Here is a 25,519-nt window from a genome sequence, read left to right on the forward strand (position 1 = left end):
CACACCGACAGGGCCGGACACCGTGATCGGTGTCCGGCCCTGTCGGCGCGTACGCGGGACGGTCAGGAGACCGGCACGGGGGCGGGGGTGCTCAGGTGGCCGGTGGCGTTCTCCGTCCAGGCGTGGTCGCCTTCCGAACGGGACCTGATGGTCAGGGCGCGGCCCGTGGACGGGTCCTCGGGGCCGGCGATGACCTGGAGCAGCGCCGCGCCCTGGGCGCCGAAGGTGACGGGGGCGTTCAGGACGAGTTCCGCTATCTCGTCGGTCCCCACCGCATGGGCGGCGTGGAACGCCAGCTCGACGAAGGCGGTGCCGGGCAGGATGACGGTCCCCATGACGATGTGGTCGCCGAGCCACGCGTGGTCGGCCAGCGTCACCCGGCCCGTGAACAGGCGGCTCCCGTCCGGGAGTTCGGTGGCCGTGGCCAGCAGCGGGTGCGAGGCGGGCTCCAGGCCCAGGCCCGCGGGGGAACCGGCGGGATCGGGGACGCCGAGCCAGTAGCGGCGGCGCTGGAAGGCGTACGTGGGAAGGGGGACGCTCCGGGCCCCGAGCCTTTCGAGGAAGCCCTTCCAGTCGACGGCGACGCCGTACGCATGGGCCTGGGCCAGGCCGCTGACCAGGCTGGTCGGCTCATGGTGGCGGGGGCGCAGCAGCGGTACGGCGGCGGCCTCGGGGAGCGCCTCGCGGGTGAGCGCGGTGAGCACGGCGTCCGGGCCGATCTCCAGACAGGTGGTGACGCCCAGGCCGTCGAGCGCGGTGAGGCCGTCGTGGAAGCGGGTGGTGCCGCGGATGTGCTCGGTCCAGTAGGTGGCGTCGAACGCGGTGCCGACCTCCCCGGTCAGGGTGGACACCAGCGGGATGCGCGGCGCGTCGTAGGTGAGCGTCTCGGCGACCTGGCGGAAGTCGTCGAGGACGGGGTCCATATGGGGTGAGTGGAAGGCGTGGCTGACGGTGAGGCGGCGGGTGCGCCGTCCCTGGCCGGAGAACTCCTCGGCGATGGCGGTGACGTCGGTTTCGTCGCCGGACACGACGACCGAGCGGGGCCCGTTGACGGCCGCGACGCCGACACGTTCGGTGAGATACGGGGTGACCTCGTCCTCGGTCGCCTCGACGGCGACCATGGCGCCACCGGGAGGCAGGGCCTGCATCAGGGCGCCGCGGGCTGCGACGAGGCGGCAGGCGTCGTCGAGGGAGAGGACCCCCGAGGTGTGGGCGGCGGCGATCTCACCGATGGAGTGGCCGATCAGATGGCTCGGGGTGATGCCGAAGTCCTCGCGGAGGAGCCGGGTGAGGGCGGTCTGGAGCGCGAACAGGCCGGGCTGGGTGTAGCGGGTCTGGTTCAGGAGGGTGGGGTCGTCCGCGAAGACGACGTCCTTGAGGGGGCGTTCGGCGGTGAGATGGCGGTCGAGGGTGGCGCAGACCTCGTCGAACGCGCCGCGGAAGGTGGCGTAGGTGTCGTAGAGCTGTCGGCCCATGCCCGGGTGCTGGGCGCCCTGGCCGGTGAAGAGGAAGGCGACCTTCTTGGTGCGGGGCCGGGCGGGGAGAGCGGCGGAGCCGGGGTCCTGGGCGAGGGCGTGGAGCTGGGCGAGGAGTTCGTCGCGCGTGGCACCGACGACGGCGGCGTGGTGGTCGAAGGTGGTGCGGGTGGTGGCGAGGGTGTGGGCGATGTCGGTGGGGTGGAGGGTGGGGTGTTGGGCGAGGTGGTCGAGGAGGCGTTGGGCCTGGTCCCGGAGGGCTTGTTCGGTCTTGGCGGAGAGGAGCCAGGGGACGGTGGCGGTGTCGGTGGGGAGTTCCGGCGCGGGGGTGGTGGGGGCTTGTTCGAGGATGAGGTGGGCGTTGGTGCCGCTGATGCCGAAGGAGGAGATGGCGGCGCGGCGGGGGTGGTCGGTCTCGGGCCACGCACGGGCCTCGGTGAGCAGCTGGACCTTGCCCGAGTCCCAGTCGATGTGGGGGCTGGGTTCGTCGACGTGGAGGGTTTTGGGCAGGGTGGCGTGGCGCATGGCCTGGATCATTTTGATGACGCCACCGATGCCCGCGGCGGCTTGGGCGTGGCCGATGTTGGACTTGAAGGAGCCCAGCCACAGGGGTTCGTCGCGATTCTGTCCGTAGGTGGCGAGCAGGGCCTGTGCCTCGATGGGGTCGCCGAGGGCGGTGCCGGTTCCGTGCCCTTCGACCGCGTCGACCTGGTCGGGGGTGAGCCCGGCGCTCGCGAGGGCGGCATGGATGACCCGCTGCTGGGCGGGGCCGTTGGGCGCGCTCAGCTGGCTGCTCTTGCCGTCCTGGTTGATCGCCGAGCCACGGATGACGGCCAGGACGTGGTGGCCGTTGGCCTCGGCGTCGGAGAGCCGTTCGAGCAGGATCGTGCCCGCGCCCTCGGCCCACGTGGTGCCGTCGGCGGCCGCGGAGAAGGACTTGCACCGGCCGTCCGCGGCCAGTCCGCGCTGACGGCTGAACTCCACGAACATCCCCGGCGTCGGCATCACGGCGGCGCCACTGGCCAGCGCCATGGCCGACTCGTCGTTCCGCAGCGACTGGCAGGCCATGTGGAGGGCCACCAGGGAGGAGGAGCAGGCCGTGTCCACGGTGACCGCCGGGCCCTCCAGACCGAGCGTGTACGCGATCCGCCCGGACGCCACGCTGAGCGTGGTACCGGTCAGCAGATGCCCCTCGACATCCTCCGGGCCCCGGTGGATGAGTGAGGCGTACTCGTGCCCGGACACCCCGCTGAACACCCCGGTACGGCTGCCGCGCAGCTCGCCCAGGGACAGCCCCGCGCTCTCCACGCACTCCCAGGCGGTTTCGAGGAGCAGCCGCTGCTGGGGGTCGAGCGCGAGGGCCTCGCGGGGGCTGATGCCGAAGAACTCGGGGTCGAAGCGGTCGGCGTCGTAGAGGAAGCCGCCCTCGCGGGCGTAGGTCTTCCCGGTGGCGTTGGGGTCCGGGTCGTACAGACCGTCCAGATCCCAGCCCCGGTTGTCCGGGAACGGCCCCACCGCGTCGCGCCCCTCGGACACCAGCTCCCACAGCCCGTCGGGCGTGGTGGCCCCGCCGGGGAAGCGGCAGGCCATCCCGACGACCGCGATCGGCTCGCGGCTCCGTGACTCCGCCTCGGCCAGCCGCTGACGGGTCCGCTGGAGGTCGGCGGTCACCCGCTTCAGATAGTCGCGCAGCTTGTCCTCGTTCATGGTCATGAGAGCCCCAGCTCATTGTCGATGAAGTCGAAGATCTCGTCGTCCGTCGCGGACTCGATCTCCACGTCCTCCGGCCCCGGCCGCTCCGCTCCGGCGTCCTCCGCCGCCAGGCCGTCCAACCGCAGCAGCAGCGCCTGCATACGCGCGGCCACCGCGGTACGGACACCGGGGACGGCGGTCCGCAGACCGCTCTCCAGCCGGTCCAGTTCGGCCACCAGGAGCGGCGGAACCTCGTCGGGAGCCCGGTCGGGGGCCAGTTCGGCACGGAGCATGGCGGCCAGCTGAACCGGTGTGGGGTAGTCGAACAGGGTGGTGGGCGGCAGCCGGAGGCCGGTGGCGTGGTTGAGGTTGTTGCGGAACTCGACGGTGGTGAGCGAGTCGAGCCCCATCTCCAGGAATCCGCTGTCGGCGTCGATGGCGTCCGGCGAACCGTGGCCGAGGACCGCGGCGGCCTGCCCGCGGATGTAGGTGAGGAGGATGTCCAGCTGTGTGGGCTCGTCATGCGGGGCGAGCCGCTGCCGCAGCGTGTCCGCGTCGCCCGCACCGCCCGTGGCGGCGGCCCGCCGGGCCCGGGAGCGGACCAGCCCTTGGAGGACCACCGGAACCGGCGCGTCGCCGCCGCCCAGCCGCGCGAGGTCCAGCTTCGCGGGCATCAGAACGGCCTGGGGCGAGCCAAGCGCCAGGTCGAGCAGGCCGAGCGCCTGCGCCGTGGGCATCGCGGCGATGCCGCCACGGCCCAGCCGCGCCCGCCCGACGGTGTCCAGCCCCGAGGTCAGTTCGCTGGTCTGCGCCCACAGGCCCCACGCCAGCGAGAGGCCCGGCAGGCCCCGTCCCCGGCGGTGGCAGGCGAGGGCGTCCAGGAAGGTGTTCGCCGCCGCGTAGTTGGCCTGACCGGCGTTGCCGATCGCCCCGGCCGCGGAGGAGAACAGCACGAACGCGGCCAGGTCCAGGTCTTCCGTCAGCCGGTGCAGGTGGTAGGCGGCGTCGACCTTGGGCCGCAGCACCGCCGACAGCCGTTCCGGTGTCAGCGAGGCGATGGCGGCGTCGTCCAGGACTCCGGCCGTGTGGAACACCCCGGTCAGCGGATGCGCGCCGGGAATCGACCGCAGCAGCCCGGCCACCGCCTCGCCGTCCGCGGTGTCGCAGGCGACGACGGAAACGTCGGCGCCCAGCGCCTTCAGCTCGGCGGCCAGCTCCGTCGCGCCGGGCGCCGCCGGACCGCGCCGACCGGCCAGGAGCAGATGGCGTACGCCGTGCCGCTCCACGAGGTGCCGGGCCAGCACGCCACCGAGGGTGCCGGTGCCGCCGGTGATGAGTACGGTCCCCTCGGGGTCGAGCCCGGCGCCGTTCTCTCCGCCATCCGTCTCCGGCGCGGGGAGCGTCGCACGCACCAGCCGGGGCACGCGCAGCTCACCGCCGCGGATGGCCACCTGCGGCTCTCCCGTGGCGAGCGCCGCCGGGAGCGCCCGGTACGAGGCGTCCGACTCGTCCAGGTCGACGAGCACGAACCGGCCGGGGTACTCCGCGTCCGCCGTGCGCATCAGCCCCCACACCGTGGCCGCCGCCGGATGCGGCACCCGCTCACCGTCCGCCGCGGCCACCGCCCCCCGGGTCAGCACCACCAACCGCGCGTCGGCGAGGGTGTCGTCGGAGACGAAGTCCTGTACGAGGGCGAGGAGTTCGGCAGTCGTGGTGTGCGCGTCCGCCGCCAGGTCACCGCCATCGGAGCGGCCGGGCCCGGCCACCACGATCTGCGGTGGCTTGGTGCCCTCCCCCGCCAGTCCACCGAGCGTGGCGTGAGCCACCGCGTCGATCCCGGCGGTACGGAGCGCGGTGGCCACTTCCGCCACGCCGACCACCGCCCACGGGCCGCTGCTCTGCGACGCAGGCGCCGGTACGGGCAGCCAGCTCGGCTCGTACAGGGCGTCGCTCTGCCGGGCGCGGGCGGCGGCGAGCTGATCCGGGGCCACCTCGCGCATGGCCAGCCCGCCGATGCTGAGCACGGGAGCGCCGGTCGCGTCGGCCACTGCCAGCGCCATCACGTCCCGCTCCGAGCGGGACAGCCGCACCCGCAACCGGGACGGGCCGACGGCGTGCAACGCCGCACCGCTCCAGGAGAAGGGCAGCCGGACGCGCTCCGACTCGTACCAGAACAGCATGAGCGGATGCAGCGCCGAGTCCAGGAGGGCGGGGTGAACGCCGTACGCCTCCGGGTCCGTGCCGTCCGGGAGCGCGATCTCCGCGTAGAGGGTGTCACCGACCCGCCAGCCCGCCCGGAAGCCCCGGAACAGCGGCCCGTATTCGTATCCGCGCCCGATGAACCCGCGGTAGAAGTCCTCGACGTCGATCGGCTCGCCCTCCGCGGGCGGCCACGCCGTGAGGTCGAACGCGGGCTCCGGCGCGCCATCGGCGAGGAAGCCACTGGCGTGACGGGTCCACTCGGCCGTCTCCTCGGTCGCCTCGCTCTCCGACGAGAACAGGGAGAACGACCGCCGCCCCGCCTCGTCGGCGGCGCCCACGGAGAGCCGCAGCTGCCTGGCCCCCCGCTCCGGTACGGCCAGGAAGGCGTGGTGGGTCAGCTCTTCGATCTGATCGCATCCGACGTACCCGGCCGCGTGCAGCAGCAGATCCACGAAGGCGACTCCCGGCAGCACCACCGTTCCGTGGACGACGTGATCGTTCAGCCACGGCTGGGCCTTCAGCGACACCTCGCCGGTGAACACGGCCCCTTCGCCGTCGGGGAGGGTGATCGCCGCGGTGAGGAGGGGGTGGGTGGAGGCGTTCGGGGCGCTGGTGGTGGGCTTCGACGTCTCCAGCCAGTAGCGCTGGCGCTGGAAGGGGTAGGTGGGGAGGGTCGTGGGGAGGGAGGTGTCGCCGATCAGGGAGGTCCAGTCGATGGTGGTGCCGTGGGTGTGTGCGGTGGCGAGTGCGGTGAGGAGGGTGTTCGTTTCGTCTCGGTCGCGGTGGAGGAGGGGGATGAGGGTGGTGTCGGTGTCGTCGGGCAGGCTGTCCTGGGCCATGGTGGTGAGGGTGGCGTCGGGGCCGAGTTCGAGGTAGTGGCGGACGCCGTGGGTGTGGAGGGTGGTGATGCCGTCGGCGAAGCGGACGGCTTCGCGGATGTGGCGGGCCCAGTAGGCGGGGGTGGTGATCTCGTCGGGGTCGGCGAGTTGCCCGGTGAGGTTGGAGATGAGGGGGATGGTCGGTGCGTGGTAGGTGAGTTCCCCGGCGATGCGCGTGAACTCCTCCAGCATCGAGTCCATGTGGGGGGAGTGGAAGGCGTGGGAGACGGTCAGTCTGCGGGTTTTGATGCCGTCTTTGGCGAGGGTGGTGGCGATGTCGGTGGTGGCTTGTTCGTCGCCGGAGATGACCAGGGAGGTCGGTCCGTTGATGGCGGCGATGGCCACTTCGTCTTCGCGGCCTTCCAGCAGGGGACGTATCCGCTCTTCGGTAGCGCGTATGGAGATCATCGCTCCGCTGGACGGAAGGGCCTGCATGAGGGTGCCACGGGCGGCGACCAGGCGGCAGGCGTCGTCGAGGGTGAGGATTCCGGCGATGTGGGCTGCGCTGAGTTCGCCGATGGAGTGGCCGGTGACGTAGTCGGGGGTGATCCCGAAGGATGCGACCAGGCGGTAGAGCGCGGTTTCCAGGGCGAAGAGGCTTGCTTGGGTGTAGAGCGTCTGGTTCAGCGCGCCCTGGTCCTCGGCGAAGGTGACGTCCTTGAGGGGGCGTTCGGCCTGGAGGTGCTGGTCGAGGGTGGCGCAGACCTCGTCGAAGGCGTCCCGGAAGGTGGGGTAGGTGTCGTAGAGCTGACGTCCCATGCCTGCCCGTTGGGCGCCTTGGCCGGTGAAGAGGAAGGCGGTCTTGCCCGGGTGGGGTGTGCCATGGACCACGGCCGGGGACGGTTCGCCCCGGGTGAGGGCGGCCAGTGCGCGTTCGAACGCCTCGCGCTCATCCGCCACCACCACGGCCCGGTGGTCGAAGGTGGTGCGGGTGGTGGCGAGGGTATGGGCGATGTCGGTGGGGTGGAAGGTGGGGTGTTGGGCGACGTGGTCGAGGAGGCGTTGGGCCTGGTCCCGGAGCGCTTGTTCGGTCTTGGCGGAGAGGAGCCAGGGGACGGTGGCGGTGTCGGTGGGGAGTTCCGGCGCGGGAGCGATGGGGGCTTGTTCGAGGATGAGGTGGGCGTTGGTGCCGCTGATGCCGAAGGACGAGATGGCGGCGCGGCGGGGGTGGTCGGTCTCGGGCCACGCACGGGCCTCGGTGAGCAGCTCGACCTTGCCCGAGTCCCAGTCGATGTGCGGGCTGGGTTCGTCGACGTGGAGGGTTTTGGGCAGGGTGGCGTGGCGCATGGCCTGGATCATCTTGATGACGCCACCGATACCGGCGGCCGCTTGGGCGTGGCCGATGTTGGATTTGAAGGAGCCCAGCCACAGGGGTTCGTCGCGGTTCTGCCCGTAGGTGGCCAGGAGTGCCTGTGCCTCGATGGGGTCGCCCAGGGTGGTGCCGGTGCCGTGGCCTTCGACCGCGTCGACCTGGTCGGGGGTGAGCCCGGCGCTGGCCAGGGCGGCGGTGATGACGCGCTGTTGGGACGGTCCGTTCGGTGCGGTGAGGCCGTTCGACGCGCCGTCCTGGTTGACCGCCGAGCCACGGATGACGGCCAGGACGGGGTGGCCGTTGGCCCGGGCGTCGGAGAGCCGCTCCAGCAGGACCATGCCCGCGCCCTCGGCCCAGATCGTGCCATCGGCGGCGGCCGAGTAGGACTTGGCCCGGCCGTCGGGCGCCAGTCCGCGCTGGCGGCTGAACTCCAGGAACATCCCCGCATTGGCCATGATCGTGGCGCCACCGGCCAGGGCCATGGTGCATTCGCCACTGCGCAGCGACTGGCACGCCAAGTGGAGCGCCACCAGCGACGAAGAGCACGCCGTGTCGACCGTGACGGCCGGGCCCTCGAAGCCGAATGTGTACGACACCCGCCCGGACGCCACGCTCGCCGTCGTGCCCGTCAGCAGATAGCCCTCGACGGGCTCGCCGCCGTGATGTGTCAGCGACACGTACTCCTGGGCGGCCACTCCGGCGAAGACACCGGTGGCGCTGCCGCGCAGAGTGTCGGGCCGAATCCCCGCGTCCTCGAACGTCTCCCAGGCCGTCTCCAGAAGGAAACGCTGCTGAGGGTCGAGCGCGAGGGCTTCACGTGGGGTGATGCCGAAGAACTCGGGGTCGAAGCGGTCGGCGTCGTAGAGGAAGCCGCCCTTCTGGACGTAGGTCTTGCCGCGCACATCGGGGTCGGGGTCGTAGAGGTTCTCGACGTCCCAGCCACGGTTGTCGGGGAACGCGCCCACCGCGTCGCGGCCCTCGGCCACCAGCCGCCACAGCTCCTCCGGTGTGCTCGCGCCACCGGGGAAACGGCACCCCATGCCCACGATCGCGATCGGATCGGCCGTGTCGGTTGCCGCCGGTGCGGTACGGGTGGTGCGCCGGGCCACCTGGGCACCGGTCTCCGCCTGCCCGCTGCCCATCAGCTCGCCGCGCATGTAGCCCGCCAGCACGGCGGGGGTGGGGTAGTCGAACAGCAGGGTGGACGGAAGGCGCATCCCGGACGCCTTGTTGAGCGAGTTGCGCAGTTCCACCGAGCTGAGCGAGTCGAAGCCGAGGTCCTTGAACGAGTGCGCGGGGTCGATCGCGTCGGGCGAGCCGTGTCCGAGGACGGTGGCCACGTGGCCACGCAGGAAGTCCAGGATGATCCGGTTCTGCTCGGGCTCGGGATGACCCGCGAGCGACTGCCGCAGGCCGCCCGCGTCCCCTCCGGCCGCGACCGACTGGGCGGCGCTGCGCAGCGGCGTGCGGACCAGCCCACGGAAGATCGGTGCCACGGGGGCGGACGTGGCACGGGCCCGCAGACCCGCGAGGTCGAGCTTGGCCGGGACCACCACCGCCGGTTCCGCGCCGAGCGCGGCGTCGAAGTGGGCGAGCGCCTGTTCGGCGGGCATCGGCAGCAGCCCGTTGCGGCTCATCCGGGCCCGGTCCTGCTCGTCGAGGGTTCCGGCCATGCCGCCACCCTGATCCCACAGCCCCCAGGCGAGCGACGTCGCGGGCAGCCCGGCCGCACGGCGGTGCTGGGCGAGTCCGTCCAGGAAGCTGTTGGCGGCCGCGTAGTTGGCCTGCCCGGGCGAGCCGAGGACACCGACCGCCGACGAGAACAGGACGAACGCGTCCAGGTCCGCGTCCCGGGTCAGCAGATGGAGGTTCCACGCGGCGTCCACCTTCGGGCGGAGCACCTCGTCGAACCGCTCAGGGCTGAGCGCCGTCACGATGCCGTCGTCCAGCGTCCCGGCGCAGTGCACCACCGCACCGAGCGGATGCTCCTCCGGCAGGCTCCCGAGCAGGGCTTCCAACGACGGCCGGTCGGCGGCGTCGCAGGCCGCGACCGTGACCTCGGCGCCGAGTTCGGCGAGTTCCGCGGCGATGGTGCTCCCTGCCCGTGGGCCGCTCCGACTGATGAGCAGCAGCCGCCTGACGCCGTACGTGGTGACGAGGTGGCGGGCGAGGAGCGTGCCCAGGGCGCCGGTGCCGCCGGTGATGAGCACCGTCTTGTCGGGGGCGAACGGCGCGGCTGAGGGGGCGGGTGCGGTGTCGGGAGCGGTTTCGGTGGCGGTACGGGCGAGGCGCGGGGCCAGGAACGCGCCGTCCCGCACGGCGAGTTGGGGCTCTGCCGTGGCGAGGGCGGCGGGTACGGCCCTCAGCGAGGAATCCGAGCCGTCGAGGTCGATGAGGGTGAACCGGTCCGGGTGCTCCGACTGAGCGGTACGGATCAGTCCCCAGACCGCCGCTCCGGCCAGGTCGGTCGGCTCGTCGTCGGGGCTGGTGGACATCGCGCCCCTGGTGAGGATCACCAGGCGGGAGTCCGGCCGTTCGTCGGACACGACGGCCTGGACGAGACCGAGCACGCGATGTGTGAGGGAGCGGGTGGACTGTGCCGGGTCGGCGTCGGTATCGGCGTCGTCCTCGTTCTCGTCGTCGGAGACACACCACGTGACGAACACTTCGGGCCCGGTGGTGCTGTTGTCTCGCTGCGCCGTCGGGAGTGCCACCGCATCCTGTGGGACCTCGACCGTTTCCCGAACCTCGTCCTCGGGCGTCGGAACGGCGAGCCAGTCGACCTCGTACAGCTCTCCGGCGTCGGCGGCACGTGCGGCGGCGAGTTGGTCGGGGCCGACCGATCGCATGATGAGGGCGTCGATCGTCATCACCGGCGCACCCGTCTGATCGGCGATGACCAGCGACACCGTGTCCGGGGTGGGCCACATGAGGCGGATGCGCAGGGCCCGCGCGCCCGTCGCGTGGAGGGACACGCCGCTCCACGAGAACGGGACCCTGATGGTGTCTTCCGTCGCGTCGCGCCCTGCGATGAGCGCCGCCGGTTGGAGCGCCGAGTCGAGCAGGCCGGGGTGGATGCCGTACGCGCCGGGGTCCGCGTCCGTGGGGAGGGACACCTCCGCGTATGTGGTGTCCCCGTCCCGCCAGGCCGCGCGCATCCCTCGGAACAGCGATCCGTAGCCGAAGCCCGCACCGGTGACCCGCCGGTAGAACTCCTCCGTGTCCATGGGGGCCGCGGTGGCCGGGGGCCAGACATCGTCCGTCAGCACGCCGGTCGTCGAGGGGGCTTCCCGCTCCTCGGCCGCGAGCACTCCCGTGGCATGGCAGGTCCACTCGTTCTCGGCCGGGGCGTCCTCCGGCCGGGAGTAGACCGCGAGGGAGCGCCGCCCGGAGTCGTCCGCCGGTTCGACGAGGACCCGTAGCTGGAGGGCGCCGCGTTCCGGCACGGCCAGGAACACATGGTGGGTGAGTTCCTCGATGTGGCCGCAGTCCACATGGCGTGCCGCGTGGAGCAGGAGATCGACGAAGGCCACACCGGGGACGATCATGGCCCCGAAGATGGCGTGCTCGGCCACCCAGGCGGGGTCGGACCCGGTGACGCGGCCCGTGAAGAGGTGCCCGCCACCATTGGGAAGCTCGGCCAGGGTGGTCAGCACGGGGTGGCCGGTCGCCGTCAGCCCCAGACCGTCGGCACCCGCGGTGGGCTTGTGCCTCTCCAGCCAGTAGCGCTGGCGCTGGAAGGGGTAGGTGGGGAGCTCGGTGGGGGTGGGGGTTTCGCCGATCAGGGCAGTCCAGTCGACGGTGGTGCCGTGGGTGTGTGCGGTGGCGAGTGCGGTGAGGAGGGTGTTTGTTTCGTCCCGGTCGCGGTGGAGGAGGGGGATGAGGGTGGTGTCGGCCTCTTCCGGTATGGAGTCCTGGGCCATGGTGGTGAGGGTGGCGTCGGGGCCGAGTTCGAGGTAGTGGCGGACGCCGTGGGTGTGGAGGGTGGTGATGCCGTCGGCGAAGCGGACGGCTTCGCGGATGTGGCGGGCCCAGTAGGCGGGGGTGGTGATCTCGTCGGGGTCGGCGAGCTCGCCGGTGAGGTTGGAGACGAGGGGGATGGTCGGTGCGTGGTAGGTGAGTTCCCCGGCGATGCGCGTGAACTCCTCCAGCATCGAGTCCATGTGGGGGGAGTGGAAGGCGTGGGAGACGGTCAGTCTGCGGGTCTTGATGCCGTCTTCGGCGAGGGTGGTGGCGATGTCGGTGGTGGCTTGTTCATCGCCGGAGATGACCAGGGAGGTCGGTCCGTTGATGGCGGCGATGGCCACTTCGTGTTCGCGGCCTTCCAACAGCGGGCATATCTGCTCCTCGGTGGCGCGCACGGAGATCATGGCGCCGCCGGAGGGGAGTGCTTGCATCAGTGAGCCACGGGCGGCGACCAGGTAGCAGGCGTCGTCGAGGGTGAGGACTCCGGCGATGTGGGCTGCGGTGAGTTCGCCGATGGAGTGGCCGGTGACGTAGTCGGGGGTGATCCCGAAGGACTCCACGAGGCGGTAGAGCGCGGTTTCCAGGGCGAACAGTGCGGCCTGGGTGGAGCGGGTCTGGTTCAGCGCGCCCTGGTCCCCGGCGAAGACGATGTCCTTGAGCGGCTGCTCGGCTTCCAGGTACTGGTCGAGGGTGGCGCAGACCTCGTCGAACGCGTCGCGGAAGGTGGGGTAGGTGTCGTAGAGCTGACGTCCCATGCCCGCTCGTTGGGCGCCCTGGCCGGTGAAGAGGAATGCGGTCTTGCCCGGATGGGGCGTGCCATGGACCACGGCCGGGGACGGTTCGCCTCGGGTGAGGGCGTCGAGTGCGCGGTCGAACGCCTCGCGCTCGTCCGCCACCACCACGGCCCGGTGGTGGAAGAGGGACCGTGTGGTGGCGAGTGCGTAAGCGACGCGGTCCGGGCGCAGCTCGGGGCTCAGCCCCAGGTGGGTGCGCAACTGCTGGGCCTGGTCCCGCAGGGCCTGCTCGGTCTTGGCGGAGAGGAGCCAGGGGACGGTGGCGGTGTTCGTCGACGGTTCTTGGACGGGGGCGGCGGGGGCCTGTTCGAGGATGAGGTGGGCGTTGGTGCCGCTGATGCCGAACGCGGAGACGGCGGCACGTCGGGGGCGGTCGCCCTCGGGCCAGGGCCGGGCCTCGGTGAGCAGTTGGACTCTGCCGGTGGTCCAGTCGATGTGCGGGCTGGGTTCGTCGACGTGGAGGGTCTTGGGCAGGGTGGCGTGGCGCATGGCCTGGATCATTTTGATGACGCCACCGATACCGGCGGCGGCCTGCGCGTGGCCGATGTTGGACTTGAAGGAGCCCAGCCACAGGGGTTCGTCGCGGTTCTGGCCGTAGGTGGCCAGGAGTGCCTGTGCCTCGATGGGGTCGCCGAGGGTGGTTCCGGTGCCGTGGCCTTCGACGGCGTCGACCTGGTCGGGGGTGAGCCCGGCGCTGGCCAGGGCGGCGGTGATGACGCGCTGTTGGGACGGTCCGTTGGGTGCGGTGAGGCCGTTCGAGGCGCCGTCCTGGTTGACCGCCGAGCCACGGATGACGGCCAGGATGCGGTGGCCGTTGGCCTGGGCGTCGGAGAGCCGTTCGAGCAGGACCATGCCCGCGCCCTCGGCCCAGATCGTGCCATCGGCGGCGGCGGAGTAGGACTTGGCCCGGCCGTCGGGCGCAAGCCCGCGCTGGCGGCTGAACTCCAGGAACATCCCCGCATTGGCCATGACGGTGGCGCCACCGGCCAGGGCCATGGAGCACTCGTCACCGCGCAGGGACTGGCACGCCATGTGGAGCGCCACCAGCGAGGAGGAGCAGGCGGTGTCGACCGTGACCGCCGGGCCTTCGAAGCCGAACGTGTACGCCACCCGGCCGGACGCCACGCTCGCCGTCGTGCCCGTCAGCAGGAAGCCGTCGACGGGCTCGCTGCCCTGGTGGACGAGGGAGCCGTACTCCTGGGTGACGACTCCGGCGAAGACACCGGTGGCGCTGCCGCCCAGGGTGTCGGGGCGCAGCCCCGCGTCCTCGAACGTCTCCCAGGCGGTCTCCAGCAGCAGCCGCTGCTGGGGGTCGAGCGCGAGTGCTTCGCGGGGGCTGATGCCGAAGAACTCGGCGTCGAACTCGGCCGCTTCGTAGAGGAATCCGCCCTCGCGGGCGTAGGTCTTGCCGCGCACGTCCGGGTCGGGGTCGTACAGGCCGTCGAGGTCCCAGCCACGGTTGTCGGGGAACGCGCCCACCGCGTCGCGGCCCTCGGCCACCAGCCGCCACAGCTCCTGTGGTGAGCTCGCGCCACCGGGGAAACGGCACCCCATGCCGATGACCGCGATCGGCTCGTCGTCGGCAGCGGGCTTGGTGGGCTTGGTATCAGCGGCGAGTGGGGTCTCCGGAGCCCTCGTCGCTTGGGCAGGGGCAGGGGCATCCGACAGGGGAGCGTCGCCGCCCAGTTCGTCCCTGAGGTGGGTGATCAGGGCGGCGGGGGTGGGGTGGTCGAACAGCATGGTGGACGGCAGGTGCAGTCCCGAGGCCTCGCCCAGGACGATGAGCAGTTCGATGCCCGCGAGCGAGTCGAAGCCCAGGTCCTTGAACGAGGTTCCGGGGTCGATGTCGGGCGGCGAGCTGTGGCCCAGGACGGTGCCGATGTGCATGCGGAGGACGTCGAGCAGTAGGTCGCGCTGTTCGGCCTCGGGCAGCCCGGCGAGCCGCCCGCGCAGCGAGGCATCCTGGCCGGTGTCGCCATCCCGGGCGGGGCGCGGGGCCGGGACGGAGGCGGGGACCAGATCGGCGAGCAGCGGGGACAGCGGGCTCGACGCGTGCCGCGCACGTGCGCCGGTGACATCGAGCCCGGTGGGCACGAGCACCGGGTGCCCGGCCGCGAGGGCCGCGTCGAAGAGCGCGAGCGCCCGGTCGGTGGGCATCGGCGCGAGCCCCTCGCGGCTCATGCGGGCCAGGCCCCGGCGGTCCAGGGTGCCGCCCATGCCGCCCTCTTCCGCCCAGAGGCCCCAGGCGAGGGAGGTGGCGGGCAGGCCGTGCTCGCGGCGGTGGTGGGCGAGCGCGTCGAGGAAGGCGTTGGCGGCGGCGTAGTTGGCCTGCCCCGAAGTGCCCAGGGTGCCTGCCACGGAGGAGAACAGCACGAACGCGGTCAGGTCGGCGTCCCGGGTCGCCAGGTGGAGGTTCCACGCGCCGTCGGCCTTGGGGCGCAGCACCGTGTCCAGCCGGTCCCGGTCCAGTTCGGTGACCACGCCGTCGTCCAGGACGCCCGCGCAGTGCACCACCGCGCCGAGGCGGTGTTCATCGGGCAGGGCCGCCAGCAGCGCGGCCAGGGCCTCGCGGTCGCCGACGTCGCAGGCGGCGACGGTGACCTCGGCGCCGAGAGCGGTCAGCTCCTCGACGACCGGGCCCGCCGCTTCGGGGCCGCTCCGGCTGGTCAGCAGCAGCTTCCGGACGCCGTGCCGGGTCACGAGGTGGCGCGCGAGGAGGGCGCCGAGGGCGCCGGTGCCGCCGGTGATGAGGACCGTGCGTCGTGCGTCGAATGCCGTGGCGGGCACTGGGGGCGTGGTCGGTCCCGACGCCGTACGGGTGAGTCGGGGAACGAGTAACCGGCCCTCGCGTACGGCTAGTTGGGGCTCATCGGTGGACAGGGCCGTCTCCATGGCCTCTTCGGAGGCCTGCGAGCCGTCGAGGTCGATGAGGGTGAACCGGTCCGGGTGCTCGGACTGGGCCGAGCGGATCAGGCCCCACACCGAGGCCGAGGCCGGATCAACTCCGAGCTCAGCGTGGTTCGCCGAAGTGGACATCGCGCCCTCGGTGAGAACCACCAGGCGCGAGCCCGGCTCCCCGTCGGCCAGGGTCGCCTGCAGCAGGTCCAGGGCGTGGCGCGTCGCGGCGTGTGCGGCCTCGGCCCCGCCTCCGGCGGCCCCGGCGCACCGGGCGACGACCGTCTCCGGCCGGGCCGCACCGGACCGCAGCGCCGTGCGCAGGGCTTCGGCGTCCGGGTATGTCCCGGCCGCGGGGCCGAGCGCGGCCAGTGTCGCGGCGACCAGCCGGTCGTCCGCGTCCCCGACCACGGCCCACCCCGCCCCCTCCGGGGACACGGCGCCCTCCGGGGACACGGTGGTGTCCGGTGGCGTGGCCACCGCGCGCCAGGTGACCTCGTGGAGCGCGCCGTCGCGGTCGGGCCTGGCCGCGGCGAGCTGCTCGGGCCCGACCGGGCGCAGGACAAGGGAGTCGACGGTCAGAACCGGCGCACCGGCCGGGTCCATGACCCGCAGCGCGACCGCGTCCGGCCCCAGCGGCGCGAGCCGGACCCGCAGGGCGCGTGCGCCGGTGGTGTGGAGGGCCACGCCGTTCCAGGAGAACGGCACATTGAGCGTGCCGTCCTCGGAGTCGCCCGAGGCCAGGGCGAGCGGGTGGAGCGCGGAGTCGAGCAGTCCGGGGTGGATGCCGTAGGGGCCCGGGTCGGTGCCCGTGGGCAGGGCGACCTCGGCGTAGAGCACACCGTCGCCGTCCCGCCAGGCGGCCGTGAGCCCCTGGAAGAGCGGGCCGTAGCCGAAACCGGCGTCGGCGAGCCGCCGGTAGAGGCCGTCGGTGCCGAGGGGTTCGGCGGAGGCCGGAGGCCACGCCGCGTCGGCGGGCACGCCGGTGTCCTCCGTGGCGTTGCCGAGCGCGCCGGTGGCGTGGCAGGTCCAGTCGGTGCCCGGCGGGGCGTCCTCGGGGCGTGAGTGGACGGCGAAGGTACGCCACCCCGTGTCGTCCGCCGCCCGGATCAGGACCCGCAGCTGGAGGGCGCCGTGCTCGGGCAGGGCCAGGAAGACATGGTGGGTCAGCTCCTCGACGCGGGCACACCCCACCCGTGCCGCGGCGTGCAGCAGCATGTCCACGAACGCCACGCCCGGCATGACCGGTGTGCCGAAGACGGCGTGGTCGGCCGCCCAGCCGGGGGAGGTGGCGTTCACCCGGCCGGTCAGGAGCAGCCCGCCCGGGTCGGGAAGTTCGGCCGCGGTGGTCAGCACCGGGTGGCCGGTCGCCGTCAGGCCCAGGCCACCGGCGCCCACGGTGGGCTTCGGCATGTCCAGCCAGTAGCGCTCGTACTGGAACGGGTAGGTGGGCAGGTCGACGGCCGGGGGCGGGGCGTCGCCGAACAGGCCCGCCCAGTCCACGGCGACGCCATGGGTGTGCAGTCGGCCCAGAGCGCCCATCAGCGCCTGCGGTTCGTCGCGGTCGCGGTGGAGGGTGGGGACGAGGGTGGCGCTGTCGGGGTCGGTGAGGCTGTGGCGGACCATGGCGGTCAGGACACCGTCGGGCCCCAACTCCACGTAACGCGCGACGCCTTCGGCCTCCAGCCGGGTCACCGCGTCGGCGAACCGGACCGTCCCGCGCACATGCCGCACCCAGTACTCGGGGTGCGCCACATCGCCGTCCGCCACCACCGGGATACGCGGCTGGTCGTACGTCACGGCCCGGGCGACCTGCCGGAAGTCCTCCAGCATCGGGTCCATCAGCGGCGAGTGGAACGCGTGGGACACCGTCAGGCGGTTCGTCCTGCGCTCACCGAGCCGTTCGAGGATCGCGGCGACGGCGTCGGTGACGGCGTCCTCGGTGCCCGAGAGCACCACGGAGGTGGGGCCGTTGACGGCGGCGAGATCCACCCGCTCGGTCAGATACGGCGCCACCTCGTCCTCGGTGGCCTCGACCGCCACCATCGCACCCCCGGGCGGCAGCGCCCCCATCAGCCGCCCCCGTGCGGTGACCAGTGCGGCGGCGTCCTCCAGCGAGAACACCCCGGCCACGTGTGCGGCGGCCAGCTCCCCGATCGAGTGACCGGCGACGACGTCGGGCCGTATCCCCCAGGACTCCACGAGCCGGAACAGCGCCACCTCCACCGCGAAGATCGCGGGCTGGGTGAACTCCGTACGGTGGAGCGCCTCCTCGTCCCCCCACATCACCTCGCGCACCACGGGGTCGAGCGCGGCGCACACCTCGTCGAAGGCGCGCGCGAACACCGGGAACGCCTCATACAGCCCCCGGCCCATCCCCAGCCGCTGACTGCCCTGCCCTGTGAACAGGAAGGCCGTCCTGCCGGGGCGGGAGGTGCCGCGCACCACGGCGGGCGACGGTTCGCCGCGGGTGAGGGCGTCCAGCGCGCGGTCGAACGCCTCGCGGTCGGCCGCGATGACGGCGGCGCGGTGGGGGAGATGGGCGCGCGTGGTGGCCAACGAGTGGCCGATGGCGGCGGGCGTGAGACCGGGAAGGTCGGCCAGGTGGCCGCGCAGCCGCCGGGCCTGGTCCCGCAGAGCCTGCTCGGACTTGGCGGAGAGCACCCATGGGATCAGGGCCCCTTCGGGCGCGTCCTGGCCCTGCAGGTCCTCCGCGTCCTCGGCGGCAGGGGCTTGTTCGAGGATGAGGTGGGCGTTGGTGCCGCTGATGCCGAAGGACGAGACGGCGGCGCGGCGCGGGTGGCCGTTCTCGGGCCAGGGCCGGGCCTCGGCGAGCAGCCGGACGCTGCCGGTGGTCCAGTCGACGCGAGGGCTGGGCTCGTCGACGTGGAGGGTTCTGGGCAGGGTGGCATGGCGCATGGCCTGGATCATCTTGATGACGCCACCGACACCGGCCGCCGCCTGCGCGTGGCCGATGTTGGACTTCAACGAGCCCAGCCACAGCGGCTCTTCGCGCCCCTGGCCGTAGGCGGCGAGCAGGGCCTGCGCCTCGATGGGGTCGCCGAGCGTGGTGCCGGTGCCGTGGCCCTCGACGGCGTCCACCTGGTCGGGGGTGAGCCCGGCCCCGGCCAGCGCGGCGGCGATGACGCGCTGCTGCGACGGCCCGTTCGGCGCGGTGAGGCCGTTCGACGCACCGTCCTGGTTTACCGCAGAGCCACGGATAACGGCCAGGACGGAGTGACCGTTGGCCCGGGCGTCGGAGAGCCGCTCCAGCAGGACCATGCCCGCGCCCTCGGCCCAGATCGTGCCGTCGGCACCGGCCGCGAACGACTTGCACCGGCCGTCCGGGGCCAGCCCGCGCTGCTGCCCGAACTCCACGAACATGCCGGGGGTCGCCATGACGGTGACGCCACCCGCCACCGCCAGCGCACAGTCCCCGGCCCGCAGCGCCCGCACCGCCTGGTGCATCGCGACCAGCGACGACGAGCAGGCCGTGTCGATCGTCACCGCCGGGCCTTCGAGCCCGAAGGCGTAGGCGAGCCGCCCCGAGGCGACACTCGCGGTGGTGCCGGTGAGCAGATAGCCCCCCAGCCCGTCGTCGCCCTCGTGCAGCCGCGGGCCGTACTCCTGCGACATCGCACCCACGAACACCCCGGTGCCGCTGCCGTGCAGGGTGCCCGGATCGATCCCGGCGCGCTCGAACGCCTCCCAGGTGACCTGCAACAACACCCGCTGCTGCGGGTCCATCGCGGTGGCCTCGCGCGGGCTGATGCCGAAGAACTCCGCGTCGAACCCGGCGGCGTCGTCCAGGAACCCGCCGTGCCGGGTGTAGGTCTTGCCCCGCACACCGGGCTCGGGGTCGTACAGGGCGTCCAGATCCCAGCCCCGGTCGGCGGGGAAGCCCGAGATGGCGTCCACGCCGCCGTCGACCAGCCGCCACAGCTCCTCGGGCGAACCGGCGCCACCGGGATAGCGGCAGGCCATGCCGACGACCACGATCGGGTCGTCGGCGTCCACCGCCCGTGCCACGGACGCGACGGGCAATGCGCCCTCGCCCAGGGTCAGTTGGCACAGCCGCCGCGCCAGCCGGGACGGGCTGGGGTGGTCGAAGACGATGGTCTCCGGCAGCGTCAGCCCGGTGAGGTCCATGAGGTTCTGCCGCAGCTGGACCGCCAACGTGGAGTCCATGCCCAGCTCACGGAACGCCCGGTCGACATCCACCGTGTCCGTGCTCAGGTGGCCGAGGACGATGGCCGTGCGCAGCCGCACCAGCTCCAGCGCCGCACGGTCCCGCTCGTCTTCCGGCAGCCCGGCAAGCCGCTCCGGCCACGTCCGCGGCGCGGAGTGCGCCGCGGGGGTCTCCGTGCGCTCCGCCGCCCGGTGCCGCTCGGCGGGCTCGAACGCGGTGGACACCTCCGGCCAGTGGCGCTCGCGCTGGAACGCGTAGGTGGGCAGCGCCACCCGACGCGGTGTCCGCCCCGTGAAGGCGGCGGACCAGTCCACGGGCAGGCCGCGCACATGCAGCTCCGCCAGGGAGGTCAGCAGCGGCGGCCACGGCTCCTCGTTCCGCCGCAGCGACCCCACGACCAGCGCGTCCGGCAGCGTCTCGCGCAGTCCGAGCGTGAGCACGGGATGCGGGCTCGACTCGACGAACGTGCCGAATCCCGCCTCCGCCATGGTCCGCAGCGTCGTCTCGAAGAGGACGGGCCGACGGAGGTTGGTGTACCAGTACGCGGCGTCCAGCCCGGCCGTGTCGATGGCGCTTCCGCTGACCGTCGAGTAGAACGCGATGTCACACGAACGCGGCGTCACCCCGGCGAGCTGCTCCAGCAACCGCTCCCGGATGGCCTCCATATGCGGCGAGTGCGAGGCGAAGTCCACGGCGGGGACGGCCTTCGCCCTGATCCCGTCGGCCTCGCAGCGGGCCAGCAACGCGGCCACCACCTCGGGAGCCCCGGCCACCACCGTGGTGCCGGGCCCGTTGACCGCGGCGATGGAGAGCCCGTCGGACCCGTCGCCGAAGGGGGCGATGTACGCGGTGACCCGCTCGGCCGGCAGCGGCACCGACGCCATCGCCCCGGTGCCCGCCAACGTCATGATCGTCTGACTGCGCAGCGCCACCACCCGGGCGGCGTCCTCCAGACTGAGCGCTCCCGCGATATGCGCCGCCGCCACCTCGCCCTGCGAATGCCCGACCACCGCGTCCGGCCGCACACCCAGCGACTCCCACACCCGGGCCAGCGACACCATCACCGCGAACAGCACGGGCTGGACGACGTCCGCCCGGTCCAGGGACGGTGCGCCGGGCGCACCGGTGAGCGTGTCCAGCAGCGACCAGTCGGTGTGCGGGGCGAGCGCCTCGTGGCAGGCCTCGATCGAGGCGCGGAAGACCGCCGACGTACGCAGCAGCTCGCGCGCCATGCCCTCCCACTGCGAGCCCTGCCCCGGGAAGACCAGCGCCACCTTGCCGTGGTCGCCCGTGACACCCGTGATCAGCCCCGGCACCTCGTCCCCGGCCCGCAACGCCGCCAACTGCGCGTCGTGGTCGAGTCCGAGAGCCACGGCGCGGTGCTCGAAGTGGGTGCGGGTGCGGGCCAGGGACCAGCCGATGTCGTACGTGTCGCCTTCCCCGTCCCCCTCGCCGTCCGCCGTCCGGCGCTCCAGCAGCCGTCCGGCCTGGGCGCGCAGGGCCGCCTCCGTACGGCCGGAGACCAGCCACGGCGCCAGCGGGATTGCCGAGCCCCCCTCGGAAGCGGCGGGCGCGGCCTCCTCGGGCGCCTCGGCGACCACGACGTGGCAGTTCGTGCCGCCCACGCCGAACGAACTCACCCCGGCCAGCAGCCGCGCGTCCGGCCACGGGCCGTGCTCGCTCTGGACCCGCAGGTTCAGCGCCTCGGGGTCGATACGCGGATGGGGCCGCTCGTAGTTCAGGCTCGCCGGAAGCTCCCGGTGCCGGATGCTCAGCGCCGTCTTGATCAGCCCGACGATCCCCGCCGCGCCCTCCAGATGCCCCACGTTGGTCTTGGCCGAGCCGACGCGCACGGGCGAGCCCGTGGGCCGCGCGCTGCCGTACGCGGCACCCACGCCCGCCGCCTCCAGCGGATCGCCCGTCGGCGTGCCCGTGCCATGGAGCTCCACATAGCCCACCCGCGCCGGGTCCACCCGCGCGTTCTCGCACGCCTGTCGCGCCACCGCCGCCTGCGCCTCGGCGCTGGGCACGGTGAGCCCGTCGGTGGCGCCGTCGTTGTTGACCGCGCTGCCGAGGATGACCCCGTACACCGTGTCCCCGTCGCGCACCGCGTCAGCGAGGGGTTTCAGCACGACGACCCCGCCGCCCTCACCGCGTACGTAGCCGTTGGCCCGTGCGTCGAAGGTGAAGCAGCGCCCGTCCGGGGAGAGTCCGCCGAACCGCCCGGCGACCTCGGCGCTCTCGGGCGCGAAGTTGAGCGCCACACCGCCCGCCAGGGCCAGCGTGCACTCGCCCCTGCGCAGGCTCTCCACCGCCAGGTGCACCGCCACCAGCGACGACGACTGCGCGGTGTCCACCGCCAGGCTCGGGCCGCGCAGACCCAGCGCGTACGACACCCGGTTGGCGATGACACCGCGGTTCAGCCCCGGCAGCGAGTGCTGGGTGATCGCGCCACCGCGCTGCGCCACCGCCGCGTAGTCCGAGGCGATCGCCCCGACCATCACACCCGTGGCGGTGGAGCGCAGCGTCTCCGGGACGATGCCGGCGTCCTCCAGCGCCTCCCAGGCCAGTTCGGCGAAGAGCCGCTGCTGCGGGTCGATCGCCACCGCCTCGCGCGGCGAGATGCCGAAGAACGCCGCGTCGAACGTGTCCACCCGGTCCAGGAAACCGCCGTGGCGCAGCCCGGCCCGATGCCGTTCCCCCGCGTCCGAGAACACCGAGTCCGGCGGCACCGAGTCCGGCAGCACCGCGTCCGGGTCCCAGCGGTCCGGCCGTACCTCGGTGATCGCGCTGCGGCCCGCGCGCAGCAACTCCCAGAAGGCACCGGGGTCGGGCGCCTGGGGGAGGCGGCACGACACGCCGGTGATTGCGATGGCATCGGTACCGTGAACAAGATCACTCGTCATGGTGGCGAGTGCCTCCCTCATCGCGCGCTGTCGAAAACGCCGGGCTGGCGTTCGTCCTGAGGGACGATCCTCGGCTCCGCCACGCGCCCCTAGCTACCCGTAGAGCCCCCTAGGAGGCCGTGTGCCAGGCGGCGATGGCGTGGCGGAACGCGAAGTCCGCCTGCCCCGGAAGGAAACGGGACAGGCGGACGACGCCCCCTCGCGGAGGCACAACGGGCCAGGCGGGGTCAGGCGCGGTCAGGCGGACTCGTAGCTGACGGCGTGGGCCCCCTGCAGCAGCTGCTCGCGGTTTCTGATGCCCATCTTGCGGTAGACGCGGGTCAGATGCTGTTCCACGGTGCTCACCGTGATGAACAGCTTGTCGGCGATCTCGCGGTTGGCGTACCCCTGGGCGGCCAGCATGGCGACGCGCCGTTCGGATTCGCTGAGTCCGCCGAAACCGCCCTGGTCGGCACGGTCGCCACCGAGGGATTCCGCGCTTCCCCCCGTGCCGATGCTCCGTGGCGCGGACGTCGGAAGCAGCTCCTGGCACAGGGGTTCCGCCTGGCAGCTCTTGGCGAGCCGCCACGCCCGCCGCGCCGTCGGCCGGGCCCGCTTGTCCCCCAGCTGCTGGTACGCACGGCTCAGATCGGCCAGCACCGCGGCCGCCTCGTACCGTGCGCCACTGCCCTCCAGCAGGCGGAACGCGTCCCGCAGGATGGGGGGTTGCTGGGCGGTGGCCTGGACCAGGGCCAGACCGTGCAGGGCCATCCCGCGCGACCGGCTGAGCCCGGTGTCCGGCCGCGCGAGCTGCTTCTCGACGAGCCGGGCCGCCCGCTCCCGGTCGCCCAGCCGCAGCCACGCCTCCGCCTCGCCCAGCCGCCAGGGCGCCAGGGCGGGCGTGTCGATGTTCCAGCGGCGCATCAGGCTGCCGCACCCCTGGAAGTCGGACAGTGCCAGATACGTCTTGCCGGTGGCGAGATGGTGGCGGCCGCGCGCGTACAGATAGTGCAGCCCCGCGCGGGTGAAGAACAGCTCCGGCGGCGGCTCCGGCGCCAGATACCCGGCCGCGGCCTGGTGGTCGCCCATCGCGGTGTGCGCCTCGATCAGTATGGCCAGCGCCAGCGCACTGCTGACGTTCCACCTCGGCCCGGACAGCCGGGCGTACGCCGCCTCCGCCTGGCGCACGGCGTCGGCCAGCCGCCCGCGCCGCAGCGCCACCAGGGCGCCGACGCAGGCGATCTGCGCCCGCCAGGCCGGGGCGTCATGGCGCCCCGCGTCGCCCGCCAGCTGGTCGTGCCACTTGGCCGCGGCGTCGAGCTGATCCGCGTAGCAGAGCGCGAGCAGCGCCTTCGGTAAGCTGCTGAGCTGCGACGTCACCGCGTTCTGGCTGCTGCGGAACACCTGCTCGGCCAGGGCGAGGGCGTATTCGTCGGCCCCCCGCTCCAGGACCAGGGCGAGGGCGTGCCGGGCCCGCAGCTCGGAGTGGGACATGGCCGGGGCGGCGGTGGCCGGCAGCGGACGGCTCAGCCGGTCGAGCAGCCCGGGGACCTCCGAGGCCATGAGCATCCGCGTGCCGTGCAGCGCGGTTGCCATCTCCTCGTCCCCGTCGTTGAGATACTCGACGGCCAGTAGCGCCTCGTCGAAGTTCAAGTGGAACAGCATGCCCTCCGCGACCCACAGCGCGTCGTGCCCCGCCAGCTTGCCTTCGAGGATGGGCGCCTTGAGCGCGAGGAAGTGCGGGGCCGAGTCGGCGGGCCGCAACTGCCACTGGCCACAGGCATATTGCGACTTCACCGACAGCCGCTGCCCCTCGTCCGAGCAGCACTCACGGGCCAGCTCCAGGCACCGGATGCCCCGCTGGACATCACCGTCGTCCAGGGCCTGGCAGGCGGCCTCCCGCAACACGCCCAGCGCCCAGTCCTCGTGCAGCGGACCGGCGCCGAGCAGCTGCACGGCGACCGCCTGGGGCGGCGCGCCGCTGTCGTACAGCAGGCGGGCGGCGCGATACCGCAGCGCCGTCGCCTCCTCGTGGGGCATCTCGCCGAGGACCGCCTGCCGTACGCCCGCGTGCCGCAGCCGCGCACCGCTGAGCACACCGATGCCGGTGAGCAACCGGAGGTAGCGCTTCAGCAGCTCCGTGTCGATGCCGCTCAACCGGCTCAGCAGCAGGGGCGTGGCCGCCTCGTCCAACAGCGCGACACACCGGGCCAGCAGGACCGCGCGCGGGCCGATCCGGTGCAGATACGCGAGGACCGCCTGATGGAAGAGGGGCCCGATCGGCACCCCTCCCTCGGGCAGCGGCCCGGCCCCCTCGCACTCCGACGAGGCCGGTCCCGCCCCGGATTCGGGCGCGGCGCGCAGCCGGTGCTCCTCGATGAGCGCCTGGGCGAGCAGCGGATTGCCACCGCTCAGGGTGTGGATCTCGGCGAAGAACCGGTCCGATGGCAGAGCCGAACCAGCCGAGGCGGATGGGGCAGGGGCGGGTGCCAGCTCCCTGATGCCCGCCCGCGAGAGCGGCCCCAGGTGGAAACGGCGCACGCTCGTCCGGTACAGCAGGTCGTGCAGGATGCGCGACGGCTGCTCCTCGACGGTGACCCCGCGCGTGAACACCAGCGCCACGGGGAGCCGGGTCAGGCGCTGCGCCACGTAGCGCAGGCAGGAGAGGCTGGCCGTGTCGGTGTGCTGGATGTCGTCCACCGTGATGAGCAGCGGACACCGGGCCGCCAGGGCGGCGATGACCTGGTACGTGTGCTGTGCGGCGGCCAGGGAGTCGTCCCCGGCCACCGGCGGTACGGAACGCGCGTCGAGCGCGTGGAAGAGCTGGGCGAGCGCGCTGTACGGGACCTCGCGCTCGTGGGGCGAACTCACCACACCGAGCACCGTGGCCCCCGCCGCGGTGGCCCGTTCGGCCAGTGCGTTGAGCACGGTGGTCTTGCCCATCGCCGTCGAACCGCTGACCGCGGCGATGGCCCCCCGGCCTCGCGCGGACTGTGTCAGGAGATCATCGAGCTGTTCCAGTAATTTTCTTCGCTCCACCAACACTGCTGAGCTTCCCCCTGTCGGCATCTTTGATCACGAAGCCGGTTCCGCTTTCCAGCAAGGCCGGAAACGGAACGGACCCGTCAATGCTGGAAGTTCACGACCTTCATTCGACTACTATCCGGGCGGTAGGATATTCGGCGTGACGCCGCTGAACACCCCTTGGCCGTGTTCCTAGGGGAATCTTAG

Annotated in this window: 3 protein-coding genes; all 3 read right to left on the bottom strand. The window is 72.8% G+C overall.

The features are described 5' to 3' along the window. Positions 1 to 62: 62 nt before the first annotated feature. On the bottom strand, positions 63 to 3,188 hold the full coding sequence (locus ABZ370_RS04905; RefSeq protein WP_358616516.1) for a type I polyketide synthase: 3,126 nt from the start codon (positions 3,186 to 3,188) through the stop codon (positions 63 to 65). Next, positions 3,185 to 22,330 (bottom strand): SDR family NAD(P)-dependent oxidoreductase, encoded by a 19,146-nt coding sequence (locus ABZ370_RS04910; protein WP_358616519.1) that lies wholly within the window; start codon positions 22,328 to 22,330, stop codon positions 3,185 to 3,187. Before ABZ370_RS04910 ends, ABZ370_RS04905 begins: the two co-directional genes overlap by 4 nt. 216 nt (positions 22,331 to 22,546) lie before the next feature. Further along, positions 22,547 to 25,357, bottom strand: coding sequence for an AAA family ATPase (locus ABZ370_RS04915; RefSeq protein WP_358616521.1), 2,811 nt, complete (start codon positions 25,355 to 25,357; stop codon positions 22,547 to 22,549). Positions 25,358 to 25,519: the final 162 nt, after the last annotated feature.

The sequence above is a fragment of the Streptomyces sp. NPDC005962 genome, assembly GCF_040629205.1.
Taxonomy (GTDB): Bacteria; Actinomycetota; Actinomycetes; order Streptomycetales; family Streptomycetaceae; genus Streptomyces.